Here is a 13,162-nt window from a genome sequence, read left to right on the forward strand (position 1 = left end):
ATGGCAACAGCAAAACTAACGAAGCTGCGCCGCTGGTTGTTTGATCCGCGATTTAGGACTTAGGGAAGCAGCCAGACACCGGATTGCTCCAGCCAACGCTTAGAACATCAAAGGGCAGCGGCGATCGCCTGCGTCACAGTTTCCAGAACTTGCACTCGGGCAAAACGTTTGTCATTGCCTGCCACGATCGTCCAAGGCGCGATCGCGGTACTGGTACGTTGCAGCATTTGATTGACGGCGACCTCATAGAGCGGCCATTGCTCACGGTTACGCCAATCTTCGTCTGTTAATTTGTACTGCTTAAAGGGACTGTCCTTACGCTCTTCAAACCGCTGCAACTGCTCATCGGCGCTGATGTGCAGCCAAAACTTAACCAAGATGTAGTCAGCCGTTACGAGCTGGGCTTCAAACTCATTAATTTCACCATAGGCTCGCTGCCACTCGCGATCGCTGGCAAAGCCCTCAATCCGCTCCACCAAGACGCGACCGTACCAACTGCGGTCAAAAATGCCGATCGCACCCCGCGCCGGTAGACGTCGCCAGAAGCGCCAGAGGTAGTGTTGCTGCTGCTCCTCGGTATTGGGGGCACTGAAGGGATGCACCGCAAAACTACGGGGATCGAGTTGGCTGGTCAGACGTTTAATCGCTCCGCCTTTGCCAGCCGCATCCCAGCCTTCGAACAGAATCAGCACTGGGCGGCGATCGCGATCGAGTTGCCGTTGTAGCTTCAGCAAATCGATTTGGGCTTCGCCCAAGCGGCGATGATAGTCGACCTCACTCAATTTCTGCGTTAGATCAACCTTGGATAACCAATCCGGTTCCATTGGCGCCAGCTTCGTCTGGGCAGGGAGTTGGGGCTCCGTCGTCGCCTGCTGCAATTGAGCCCGTTCTAACCGCGATCGCAGGGCAGCCGTCAGCGTCGTCAGGGATTTGATGCTAGCCCAGCGCCGACAATCGGCCTCCACCAAGGTCCAAGGCGCAGCCCCTGTGCTGCTGTAGATCAGCATTTCCTCGGCCAACTGACGGTACTGGTTATAGTGTTTGGCTTGCTGCCAATCCTCGGGCCGAATCCGCCAAGCATGCAGTTCATCTTTAGCCGCTTTTTTGAGGCGCTTACGCAGCTTCTCTTTGCTGACATGCATCCAGAGTTTGATGATCACCGCACCGTCATCGTGCAATTGCCGTTCAAAGGCATTGATCTGCTGAATGGTTTGGGGCACTTGGGCTGGGTCAATGCGATCGAACAACCGATCTTCCAAAACCCGCGTGTACCAGCTGTGATAGAAAATGCCGACTTTGCCCTGAGGGGGTAGGCGCAGCCAAAACCGGCGCAGGAAGGGAAATTGCTGCTCTTGTTCCGTGGGCGGCCAGACCGGGTGAACAATAAAGCCCCGCGGATCCATGTACTCCACCAAGCTGCGAACATAGTCACCTTTCCCGGATGCCGCCCAGCCTTCGAGCACCACAATCACGGGAATACTGGCTTGCCAGCATTGCCGTTGCAGATTGGCCAAATCCAGCATCAATCCCTCGACTTGCTGCTGATAGGCTTCTTTGGAGAGGCAATGGCTGAGATCAAGGGTTTCTAGCATCTGCAAACAACACCTGACGGTTCTTCTCAACTTGCCACAGCCCACCTTCGGGACCGCCTCCCTTCCACCCAGCTTTAGCCCGCACCGCCAGCGGAGTTTGGCAAGGGTTAGGGCAAGAACGCTCTATGTCAAAATGTGAAGCGTGAGAATTCTTGATGACCTAGACCCAGTTTCTGGTCCCACTGCGATCGCGCTGGGCAACTTTGATGGCATCCACCTAGGGCATCAGCAAGTCATCGCGCCGGTTCGGGCAGCTCATCGCAGCCATCCCGACTGGATGCCGTCGGTGGTGACCTTCAACCCCCACCCCCAAGCTTTCTTCTCCGGCGATCGCCTGCCCTCCATTACCCCCGTTGCTGAAAAGGCAGAACTGCTGCAAGGGTTGGGCATCGAACAGTTGGTCTTGCTGCCCTTCACCCGCGAGCTGGCCAACCTGACGCCCGAACAGTTTGTCTCAGAGGTATTGGTTCAACACCTCCAAGCGAGGCAAATTAGCGTTGGCCAAGATTTTCGGTTTGGGCGAGGACGGAGCGGCTCGGCGCAGGATCTGCAAGCGATTGCCCAGGGCCGAGGTATTCCCACCACGATCGTGCCGCTGTTTAAGCACCGTGACTTGCGGGTCAGCAGCTCTGCGATTCGCAAAGCCCTCGACCAAGGTCAGCCTGAGCTGGCAGCGGCTTGGTTAGGACGCCCCTATCGCCTGACCGGTTGTGTGATTCTGGGACAGCAGCTCGGACGGCAATTGGGGACACCAACTGCCAATCTCCAGCTTCCGGCCGATAAGTTGTTGCCCCGTTGGGGAGTCTATGCTGGCCGCGCTCATCTACCCGAGCAAGGACTGCACAATTTACCCGCCGTGCTGAATGTCGGTCAGCGACCCACCGTAACTGGCGATCGTAGCGTCAGTGTCGAAGTCCATCTTCTGGACTGGCAGGGCGATTGCTACGGTCAGCTGCTGCAGGTTGATCTGCTGCACTTTTTGCGACCTGAACAGAAATTTGACTCGCTCAGTGCTTTGACGCAGCAAATTCAGCAAGACTGTCGCTTGGCGCGATCGCAGCTTGCAACAGAGTCATCGAGCTTGGCTTGAGGCGGCAAGTGCGAGCTGGCCGCGATTGCTCAGAGGAATTTAGAAGCTGTAGGCGGCATTGAGACCCCAGAGGATCAGCAGACCAATGCTGCCAAGAATCAGGACAGCCGATAAGCCGATCGCCAAGGGATTGTCAGCGCCTTGGAACTTCATGATGCCGCGGTTGAGATCGGACATAGTTTTGCAAGAACAACAACGATGATTAGCGGTGTTTATCACTACCTCTAGTGTTCGCTAATCATTTCTAAATCGCAACCCTTGAACCAGTGATCCCACGGGATCATCACCCTAGAGCGATCGCATCTTTATAAAAACTGGGTCAAAGTCGCACTGTCGTCTTTTTTCAACGCATCAAAGCTTAAGATCTGCGTTGATTTCCGTCCTAGAGTCAATCTCTGCTGAATACTCAGAAGTTTAGCGATACAAGCGGCCAAAGTTAGGCAAAGGGGATAACGCGATCGCGGCCGGATTGTTTACCTTGATACATCGCCGCATCAGCCCGAGCGATGAGTGTATCAATCGTTTCGGCAGGCTGAATCAGCGTGACACCAATCGTCATGGTCTGAGCTACACATCCTGCGTCTGTAGAAATAGGCTGAGCAACCACATAACGCAACTTCTCCGCGATCACTACTGCATTTTTGAGCGAGTGAACACCTTGCAAAACGACTAGAAATTCATCACCACCAATCCGTGCTGCAAAATCATTGCTACGAATCGCTAACTTGATCCGTCTTGCCACAACTTGAAGGACTGTATCACCAGCAAGATGACCAAAGTGATCGTTGACATCTTTGAAGCAATCTAGGTCACAAAATAGAACAGCAAATTCTTTCCCATGACGGCGATCGAGAGCACAAAGGGCTTGAATCCGGGCGATCGCTTCTCGACGATTAATGAGTCCTGTTAATTCATCCGTTTTTGCCTGACGTGACAACTCTTGTTCAGTATATTTTTGACTAGTGATATCGACATTAACACCCATAACGCTCAATGGTCGACCCTCATCATCGTAGGACATGACTTTGCCACGATCGAGAATCCAACGATAAGAACCATCTCGATGTTGAATTCGATATTCTGTGGTGTAATTAGGTTGACTTTGATCAGTAAAGTTGACCTTAAGATTCTGTTCTATCAAGAGGATGTCTTCAGGATGAAGACGCTGCCACCATTCATCAAGCCTGTCAGACCAATCTCCCTCTTGATAACCAAGTTGCTTGAGCAATCCTGGCGAGTAAAAAGCAGTTTGTGTTCTTAAATCAGCTTCATAAATAGCAATATCACCTGCACCCATAGCAAACTCCCAACGCTGTGCTAGCTGCTGGTAACGCTCCTTAGACTCAGCAAGCTGTTGTGCTGCCTGGTAGCGATCGGTCACATCGCGCCATGTATAGCTCAACGCATTATCGACTCGGACAGCCCGAATATCAAAGCGACGCTCTTCGTTATAAATATCATGGGGATAAGCATAGTCATTGAGAATTAATGGCTCAAAACTTTGCATCGTCTGTATGTAATGATCCAGCAAACCGCTGGCCTTGTGAGCAGGTAGGATTTCAAGCAGTGTCTTCCCAATGAGTTGCTCACGAGTCATTTGGTTATAAAGGCATGCCGCAGGGTTGGCATCTGTGTAGCGAAAATCGACAATATTACCCTTGTCATCCCAAATCGCAGTTAGTAAAACATGAGGATCAATCAGTGAATCCATTACAGCTCTAAGTTGCGCTCGCTCCTCTCTCAATGCTTGTTGCGATCGCACCTGATCATGAATATCCCGAAAACCTTTGACAAATCCTATAGGCTGTCCTGCTTCATCCTTCACAGCTGCAACACGAATTGAAAACCAGCGATAATCACCATTTTTATGCCTTATGCGTATTGACTGTTCATGTTTAGTTGTATTTTCTTCAGGGAAAATAGCCTTAGCATACAGTGTCTCTAGTATGAAACGATCTTGAGAATGGATAAAGCTAGCGACTCTTGAGCCTATCCAATCTTCCAAGCCCCCATCTAAGACCGATTGCAAAGAAGGTGAAACCCAGCGAATACAGTGATCAGGCTGAGCAAAAATCACAATATCTGAAGCATTTTCAGCCAGTAATCGGTAGCGTTCCTCAAGGTTTTTTTGAACTTTTATACTGCGTTGAATACGGATTGAAATCAGGACAGAGATTGTCGAGACAACAATGGTTGACAATACAACAGAAAGATAATCAGCAGACAGAAAATATCCCCAGTAAAATCCTGCTAAAACTGTGAAAGCGAAAGCAAGAGCACTCAGCAAAAAAACTTGTCGAGGCGAGACAAAAAGAATACTTAAAACTACAGGAACCCAATAGTAGGGCTGTAAACTAATAGCAGCTGAAAGATAAAAATCCAGCCCTAAAATAGCAACCTGACTAGTTAGCAAACAGAGTAAGTAACGATACCTATAGATCTTCCAGCGAAGAATTTTCAAGGGTCGACACCATCCTGCCATAATTGATTCCTTCATAAGAATTCTATTTTAAGGACAAGATATGCTGGTTTTTACCATAGCTTTTTTAGATTTAAACTGCCACTTACGTAAATCTTGTGATCGCTACAACCAGAGTGGCAACCTAGTGAGCAGAACTAAGCCGTTGACTGTCTTCAAAGCAGCGCTGGTAGAGCCGAGGGACTCCCTCTCTGTCGTTATCTCCGGCCATGAATAGCAAGTCTATGACGCAATTATCACACTCAATTGTTTAATTGCTCAAGAAGGAATTTTCTATTTTTCGTACTTCTGACGCTAGAGCGCCCAGCAAAGAAAGCGCTACGGTGAAAAGCAGATTTCGCTGAGCTGCTGCCATGACTGCTGTCGTTCTCCCTGCTGCCGCTGAAACGCTGGCTGCTTTACAAGCAACCTTTGATCGGGGGGATACACGCACGCTCGCCTTCCGACTGGCGCGATTACAGGATCTGGCCAAGCTAGTTGCTGACAATGAAGCGGAGCTATTGCAAGCCTTGGCGTCAGACCTCCGCAAACCAGCACTGGAAGCCTACGCCAGTGAGATTTATTTCGTGCGCGACCAAATCAAACTGACCTGCAAGCATCTGCGGCGCTGGATGCAACCCGAGAAGCAGTCGATTTCCTTGATGCAGCAGCCTGGCCAGGCCTATCGCCAAGCAGAACCGCTCGGAGTCGTGCTGATCATTGGCCCCTGGAACTATCCCTTTCAGCTGCTCATCACGCCGTTGATTGGGGCGATCGCGGCGGGAAATTGTGCCGTACTCAAACCATCGGAACTGGCTCCCGCGACTTCCAGCCTGATTCAGCGACTGATCAGCGATCGCTTTGACCCTGATTACATCCGCGTTTTAGAAGGCGATGCTAGCGTTAGCCAAGCCCTGATTACTCAGCCCTTCGATCACATCTTCTTCACTGGCGGCACGGCGATCGGGCGAAAAGTGATGGCTGCTGCGGCCGAAAACCTGACGCCCGTCACCCTCGAGTTGGGCGGTAAGTCACCCTGCATTGTTGATACCGATATCGACCTCGATGTGGCCGCCCGTCGCATCGCCTGGGGCAAATTCTTCAACGCCGGTCAAACCTGCATTGCGCCTGACTATTTGTTGGTGCAACGCACGGTCGCAGAGCCGTTCATTGAAGCGCTGATCGACAACATCCAGCAGTTCTATGGCGAGGATCCGCAACAGAGTGCTGACTACGCCCGCATTGTCAGCGATCGCCACTGGCAAAGGCTAAATAGCCTGTTGGTTGATGGCACGATTCGCCATGGTGGTCAGGTGGATAGGAGCGATCGCTACATCGCACCGACTTTAATTACGGACGTCAACTGGCGCGATCCCATCCTGCAAGAGGAGATTTTTGGGCCCCTCTTGCCGATTTTGATTTACGACCAATTGGATGAGGCGATCGCCCAAATTCGTGCCCAGCCCAAGCCCCTCGCGCTCTATCTATTCAGCCGCGATCGCCAAGTGCAAGAGCGCGTCCTAGCGGAAACCAGCGCCGGTAGCGTCTGCCTCAACGACACGATCCTGCAGGTCGGCGTCCCCGATGCTGCTTTTGGTGGGGTCGGCCCCAGCGGCATGGGCGGCTATCACGGCAAAGCCAGTTTCGAAACCTTCAGTCACTACAAGCTGGTGCTCAAGCGACCGTTTTGGCTCGATCTGGCCCTGCGCTATCCGCCCTACGGCGACAAGATCAACCTCTTCCGCAAGCTCTAGTGGCTACAAGCGATCGTGCTTTACCAGCCGGATTCGTCGAATTGCAGCGCTTGCCCCCGCACCGACTCATTAAACTGGCCGCGATCGTAGACGATCTGACCGCCAACGATGGTCACCTGCGGCCAGCCGGTTAGGTTCCAGCCCTCAAAGGGGCTCCAGCCGCACTTAGTCTGCAGATCTTCTCGCCGCACTAGTTGGTAGCGATCGAGATCGACCAGCACCAAGTCAGCATCATAGCCGGGCTCAATCTTGCCTTTGTTTGCGATGCCGAAGATTTTGGCCACATTAGTCGACATCCACTGGGCAACTTGCGCCACCGTGCAGCGGCCCTTTTGCGCTTCGGTCAGCATCAGCGGCAAGGAAGTTTCAACCCCCGGCATGCCCGAAGGGCAATTGGGATAGGGCTGGGCTTTTTCCTCAAGGGTGTGGGGTGCGTGATCGGTCGCAATGCAGTCAATCACACCATCGAGCAGCGCTTGCCAGAGCACTTCGTTGTCCCATCGCGTCCGCAAGGGCGGGTTCATCTGCGCGAGACTGCCGATCTCGTAGTAGGCATCGCGGTTGAGCAGCAAATGCTGTGGTGTCACCTCCGTCGTCACCCAAGCTGGCTTGTCCTGCCGTAGCAGCAGCGCTTCGTCACCGGTTGAGAGGTGGAGGATATGCAGCCGCCGCTGGTATTTCTTCGAGAGTTTGAGCGCCAGACGGGTCGCCAGCAAGGCCGCTTCATTGTCTTGAATGGCGGAATGGAGATCCGGCACGTGGGGGCCCGCCAGCATGAACTCACGGCGCGCCAAAATGCGTGGCTGATCCTCCGCATGCACCGCAATCAGGCGCCGTCCCGCTGCAAAAATCGGCTCCAGTTCGGGTTCTGTCGGCACCATCAGCGGGCTGTGAGAGGCCCCCATGAAAATCTTGATGCCACAGGTGGGTGTCGCCGTATGCAGGTCGGGATGATTCTCTGGCGTCGCACCAATGAAGAAGGCGTAGTTGACGAGGCTTTTCTCTGCTGCGATCGCCAGCTTCTCTGTCAGGATTGCCTGGGTCGTCGTCAGCGGCTTGGTGTTGGGCATCTCCATAAAGCTGGTGACACCACCCCGCGCACAGGCGCGGCTAGCCGTGTGCAAATCTTCTTTGTGGGTCAAGCCCGGATCCCGAAAGTGCACCTGTGGATCGATCACGCCCGGGAGTAACGCCAGTCCTTCAGCCTGCACTTCCGGCGTATCGTCACTTGCGGCAGGCAACTGATCTGCGATCGCGACGATCTTGCCAGCCCGAACCTCGACATCGGCCAGTTGCCACTCTCCTGTGGGCAAGAGCACTCGGGCGTTACGAATCCAGAGGTCGCTCATGCAAACTGTTCCTTTCCACGTGCTATGCCGAGCCTAGGCGAGGCAGCAAGCGATTGGCAATGAGATTCAGTCAGCGAGGCGGGGAACTCACGGGCTAGGATGTGCATCATCATCTTCCATGCCAAGGCTGACTTCTGAACTTCATGGCTAAACCAGAAACGTCGTCTACTTCCACGGCTAGCTCTGACACCCCTAGCCCGAAGAAGGAGAACGTCTGGCTCGAGAATGCCAAAACCCTCGGACTGAGCATCATTTTTGCCCTAGGGATTCGGCAGTTCGTCGCCGAGGCTCGCTACATTCCCTCGGGTTCGATGCTGCCTACCCTGCAGATCAACGATCGCCTGATCATTGACAAGGTTAGCTATCGCTTCAATCCGCCGCAGCGGGGCGACATCATTGTCTTTGAACCGCCCTTTGCTTTGCGGAAACGGGGCTACGACGATGCTTTTATCAAACGGGTGATTGGCCTCCCCGGCGACACTGTCGAAGTCCGAGATGGCCAAGTTTATGTCAATGGCAAAGTCCTGAATGAGAATTACATCGCCCAAGAGCCCAGCTACACCTGGGGACCCAAAACCGTGCCTGCCAATAGCTACCTTGTGTTGGGCGACAACCGCAACAACAGCTACGACAGCCACTATTGGGGATTTGTCCCGGAAAACAAAATCATCGGTAAAGCCCTCGTGCGTTTTTGGCCGCTCAACCGCTTGGGGGAAGTAGAACCTCTGCCCAGCTACCAAAAAACGCCACCCATCACGCCCCTAGGCTGGCGGTTGCCACACCCGACCCACCAGCGTTTGTCCTAGGAGATGGGTGTTGCGGGCTTGCGATCGCAGGCTCGTCTCACTCACAGTCCAGGTCTGGTGCGGGTCAAACACCGTGACGCGATCGCCCAGTTCCAGCGATCGTGGCGTTTCACCCAAACACTGTTGTGGCCCTGTCGAAAGTCGCTGCCAGAGTGTCAGCGGCGACCAGCCTGCTTCAACCACCAGTGTTTGCCAAAGCTGGGGTAACGCCAATTCCAGCCCGATCGCACCGGCTGGAGCCTCACCAAAAGCAACCGTTTTCTCTTCGTAGAGGTAGGGACTGTGATCGACGGCGATCGCGGTAATCACACCTTCTTGAACCGCTTGCTGAAGCGCCAGTTGTTCTTCCGGTTCCGGCAGTGGCGGCGCTAGGCGCAGGTTGGGATCATAATCCGTGAGGTCGGCAGTATTTCCCAGCAAATGCAACCAAGTGACGCTGGCCGTAATTGGCAGGCCTCGCTGCTGGGCTTGGGCGATCAATTCGACGCTACGCGCTGTCGAAACTCGCATCAAATGTATGGGTGTCAGGCAATCAGCGAGTAGCTCTAGCAGCAGTGCTAAGGCAGCAGTTTCCGAACTTTGGGGATCGACCGGCAAGCCCCAACGCAATGCCAAACTGCCCTGACGGGCCCGTCCTTTGCCGCGCAACTGGCGATCGCAGGGCCAGATCAACAAAGGCCGATCGAGGCTGTGACTGTAGAGCAACAATTGCCGTAGAAAGGCAGGATTGGCCAGTGGCTGGCCATCGCCAAAGCCGATCGCTCCAGCAGCAGCCAACTCTGCCAATTCACTGAGTTGTTCACCTTGCCCTTGCCGAGAATAGGCCGCCCAGTAGTCGAACTGCACGCCGTTAAACTGGTGCGATCGCGCACTGAGTGTCTCAGCTTGATCGAGCCAGGGATCACCTTCGGGTAAGAGTACAACCCGACCAAAGCCACCCGCCGCTGCTGCTGCTGCCAAACTGGCAAAAGTTTCGCGGGGTTCTGCACCCGGTTCGCCAGCGCGACTGTAGAGATCGGTCAGAGTTGGACCCAGAATCCAATCGGAGGCAGCATGAATTCGATCATCCGGTTGGGGATCGAGGTGATCTGAGATCGCGACTAGGCAGCCGTTTTCGATCCGCACATCGCAATGACGATCCGCTGCGATCGCCGGATCTAGCACCCGAATTTGATGCAACAGATCGGCCATGACTGCCTAGAGGGCTCCTGCTGCCGTGCGATCGAGCACTGCCCCATCCAAATGCAGGGTCAAGTTCATCGCTTGCAGCACTGGGCGCGAATCAAGCCGCTTCGGATAGTCAACAACGGTGACTGCGCCGTTACCCTGCTTGATTGACCAAATATCTGCTGGCGAGAGGCCGAGGACATGGCAGAGGATGACTTTGTTGACCGCGTCGTGGGCCACAACGAGTCCTGTACTACCTTCTGGCGCATTAGCAACGATCGCCTCCCAAGCTGCGACAGAACGATCCCAGACTTCCTGTAGGTTTTCACCTTCGGGCATCTGGACTTGCTCGGGCTGGTCCTTCCAGAGCTGCAACAGCTCGCCAAACTCCGCCGCAATTTCTTCTTCAAGCTTGCCTTCCCAAAGGCCATGGCCAATTTCCTGCAAGCGATCGTCTACCGATAGTTCGCAGTTGGGATGACGTTCAAGAATCAGTTCCGCTGTTTCTTTGGGGCGAGCCATCGGACTGCTGACGGCGAAATCAATCTGAATCGGCGCAAGGAATTCTGCCGCCGAGCGCGCCTGGGCACGGCCGTTGTCATTGAGCGGAATATCGATTTGACCTTGGAAGCGTTTCTGGCGGTTCCAGTCGGTTTCACCATGGCGAACCAGCAGCAACCGAACGCCGCTACTGGCCCCGCGATCGGGTAGGGCATCACCTAGGGGAGCCGTCAGGTTCAAACATTCCAGTTGGGCCGGCTGATTCGTTCCATCCGCAAAGTTGAGGACACTGATGCCGCAGTTGGACTGGCGAATAACCTGGTAAGCAGAGGGATCGACCCCCAGCGCTGTCGCAATCAGCGATCGCAAAATGCCGTTGTGGGCGACGAGCAGCACGGTTTGATCGCGATGGCGCTCGAGCAAGTCCTTCCAGAACTGCCGAGCTTGTTCAAACAGTGCCAAAACCGGCGCATGCTCCCGACTGCCACCCTGACCATCGGGCACCGTCAGCACTAACTCGTGGGGCGCTTCATGCCACTGGCGGTAGAGTTCAGCGTACTGCGATCGCACTTCCTCGCGACTCAGTCCTTCCCAAAGGGGTAGGTCGACTTCCAGCAAGCCATCGCTGACCGCTAGCGCCGGCGGGGTCTCGATTTGTTCAATGATGATTTCAGCGGTGCGCTTGGCCCGCTGCAGCGGGCTGCAGTAAGCCGCCGCAAAGGGAATGCCGTTCAGGGCTGCCGCAACCTTGACCGCATCGGCGGCCCCGCGATCGGTCAGCTGAGAATTGTCGCAGCGTCCTTGGATACGCCCAGCGGCGCTATAGCTGCTTTGTCCGTGGCGGACGAGGACAACACGCGTAGCCAAGGTTTTCTCCGCTGAGTCGGTGCAAAGGACAGGCCAAAAGCCCGAATCATTTTACGCTGAGCCGACCGTCTCGAGGCCAATGGGATAATGCCGGGGACGAATGCTACAGCGAGAGCCCATGGGCATACGGCGATTACTAGTCTGGAGTTTGTCTCTGCTGGCCTGCCTCTTGATGGGCAATGTGTTGCTGAATAGTTGGCAGCAACCGCAGGTCCAGAGTCAGTTGGAATTGCGGCAGAACGAGTTGTCGCTGCAGCTCTTACAGCTTCAGGATCAGTGGGCTAGTGCCGATGGCGATCGCCAAACCACGCTTGCTACGGCTGAGCGTAGTTTTCGCCAAAGAGTTGAACAACTCCAAACAAATAGTGCTTCAGGGCTCCTCGTCCAGACGGATCAGCTCAGCCAAGCACAGCTGGAATTAGGGGTGATTGAGGCGGTCAATGGCAATGCTCCAGCTGCGATCGCCACTTGGGAAAATGCGATCGCCACGGCTTTACCCAACTCCCCCAATCCGCAGAGTGCCACGGTTCTGATCGGCCTCTGGCAAGATCCGCCCCGACTGCTCCCCGATGCCGAACCGCAATTGCGATCGCAGCTACGGGGCTGGTTTCAAACTCAGTCCCTCGAGCAGCTCTACCGTCTCCAACAGCGTTCTGATGCCCTTGCCAGTCTGGTCAAGCGCCAAAATCGGGCGGCTTGGCAAGCCCTGATCGCCCTGCTACTGCTCAACGGGCTACCCCTCGTCGGTTCAATTCTGGGACTGGGCATTTTGGGCTACTTAGGCTGGCGGCGCTGGCGCAAGCAACCCTTCCCACCACTGCAGGGCTGGACGGTGCCCTGGGATTCCACTGTGGTGGCCTGGATCATGCTGCCGGGCTTCATCTTGATCGGCCAGATTGGCCTCAATCAATTGCTGCTCCCAACGCTACTGGCTGCCGTTGGCTTCGACAGTAGTCGCTTGGATGTCAGCGGCCAAGCATTCTCGATCTTGGTGCGCTACAGCCTGATGGCGGGGCTGGTTCTGGGGCTGCTGGCCTGGACGCTACAGCGCTATCGTCCCCTGCCACCCGATTGGTTTGTCCTGCGCTGGCGATCGCGCTGGCCCTTGTGGGGCATTGGGGGCTATTGGGTCGCTCTGCCCGTAGTGATTGGGACCTCACTCCTCAACCAACTGATCTGGCAGGGCCGTGGCGGCAGTAATCCGCTGCTGGAGTTGGTGCTGGATAGCGGCAGCCGCAGCGCCCTGTTCTGGTTCTGGGTGACGGCGGCGATCGCGGCGCCCCTATTTGAGGAAGTGCTATTTCGGGGTTTTCTGCTGGCCTCCCTCACCCGCTGGCTACCAGTGCGCGGCGCGATCGCCCTCAGTGGCCTACTCTTTGCCCTAGCCCACCTCAGCCTGTCGGAAGTGCTGCCCTTGTTTGCCCTCGGCTGTCTATTGGGCGAGGTCTACACCCGTAGCCGTAACCTTTTAGCCCCAATGCTCTTGCATGGCCTTTGGAATAGCGGCACCTTAATCAGCCTGCTCTTGCTCAGCCAGCCTTAGAGCAGTGTTGTGGTCGGTTGGCAAATCAGGAACCC

General features: G+C 54.9%; 10 protein-coding genes. 4 read left to right on the plus strand and 6 right to left on the minus strand.

Annotated elements, in window-relative coordinates:
* Nucleotides 1–107: 107 nt before the first annotated feature.
* Nucleotides 108–1,592 carry a polyphosphate:AMP phosphotransferase gene (pap, locus tag SYC_RS05450; protein ID WP_011377600.1) on the minus strand — a complete coding sequence of 495 codons (1,485 nt, stop codon included), beginning with the start codon at nucleotides 1,590–1,592 and terminating at the stop codon, nucleotides 108–110.
* Between the two features lie 142 nt (nucleotides 1,593–1,734).
* Here pap and SYC_RS05455 point away from each other — a divergent pair, with 142 nt between their 5' ends.
* Complete coding sequence (locus tag SYC_RS05455; protein WP_011243340.1) at nucleotides 1,735–2,682, plus strand: bifunctional riboflavin kinase/FAD synthetase; 948 nt, start codon at nucleotides 1,735–1,737, stop codon at nucleotides 2,680–2,682.
* Nucleotides 2,683–2,721: 39 nt separating this feature from the next.
* Here the strand turns inward: SYC_RS05455 and SYC_RS13795 are convergent, their stop codons facing one another.
* Nucleotides 2,722–2,859: a hypothetical protein gene (locus SYC_RS13795; protein ID WP_011377599.1), complete on the minus strand. Its 138-nt coding sequence runs from the start codon at nucleotides 2,857–2,859 to the stop codon at nucleotides 2,722–2,724.
* Between the two features lie 259 nt (nucleotides 2,860–3,118).
* The gene (locus SYC_RS05465) at nucleotides 3,119–5,143 is read right to left on the minus strand and encodes a diguanylate cyclase (protein ID WP_234701805.1); all 2,025 of its coding nucleotides are present in this window, start codon (nucleotides 5,141–5,143) and stop codon (nucleotides 3,119–3,121) included.
* A gap of 371 nt (nucleotides 5,144–5,514) precedes the next feature.
* On the opposite strand from SYC_RS05465, the gene SYC_RS05470 reads away from it, so the two are divergent.
* Nucleotides 5,515–6,894: an aldehyde dehydrogenase family protein gene (locus tag SYC_RS05470; protein ID WP_011243342.1), complete on the plus strand. Its 1,380-nt coding sequence runs from the start codon at nucleotides 5,515–5,517 to the stop codon at nucleotides 6,892–6,894.
* Between the two features lie 20 nt (nucleotides 6,895–6,914).
* Here the strand turns inward: SYC_RS05470 and SYC_RS05475 are convergent, their stop codons facing one another.
* Nucleotides 6,915–8,243 carry a dihydroorotase gene (locus SYC_RS05475; protein ID WP_011243343.1) on the minus strand — a complete coding sequence of 443 codons (1,329 nt, stop codon included), beginning with the start codon at nucleotides 8,241–8,243 and terminating at the stop codon, nucleotides 6,915–6,917.
* Between the two features lie 143 nt (nucleotides 8,244–8,386).
* On the opposite strand from SYC_RS05475, the gene lepB reads away from it, so the two are divergent.
* Nucleotides 8,387–9,049, plus strand: coding sequence for a signal peptidase I (gene lepB, locus SYC_RS05480; protein ID WP_011243344.1), 663 nt, complete (start codon nucleotides 8,387–8,389; stop codon nucleotides 9,047–9,049).
* Here lepB and SYC_RS05485 read toward each other — a convergent pair.
* Together SYC_RS05485 and SYC_RS05490 are read right to left on the minus strand one after the other, a co-directional pair.
* Nucleotides 9,005–10,240, minus strand: a complete 1,236-nt coding sequence (locus SYC_RS05485; protein WP_011243345.1) for a dihydroorotase — start codon at nucleotides 10,238–10,240, stop codon at nucleotides 9,005–9,007. The two genes, lepB and SYC_RS05485, sit on opposite strands and share 45 nt — an antisense overlap.
* Before the next feature lie 6 nt (nucleotides 10,241–10,246).
* A complete protein-coding gene (locus tag SYC_RS05490) occupies nucleotides 10,247–11,584 on the minus strand; it encodes a histidine phosphatase family protein (protein ID WP_011243346.1) in 1,338 nt (445 codons plus the stop codon).
* Between the two features lie 118 nt (nucleotides 11,585–11,702).
* Between SYC_RS05490 and SYC_RS05495 the strand changes: the two genes are divergently transcribed.
* On the plus strand, nucleotides 11,703–13,127 hold the full coding sequence (locus SYC_RS05495) for a CPBP family intramembrane glutamic endopeptidase (protein ID WP_234701806.1): 1,425 nt from the start codon (nucleotides 11,703–11,705) through the stop codon (nucleotides 13,125–13,127).
* Nucleotides 13,128–13,162: the final 35 nt, after the last annotated feature.

It is taken from the genome of Synechococcus elongatus PCC 6301 (genome assembly GCF_000010065.1).
Classification (GTDB): domain Bacteria; phylum Cyanobacteriota; class Cyanobacteriia; order Synechococcales; family Synechococcaceae; genus Synechococcus; species Synechococcus elongatus.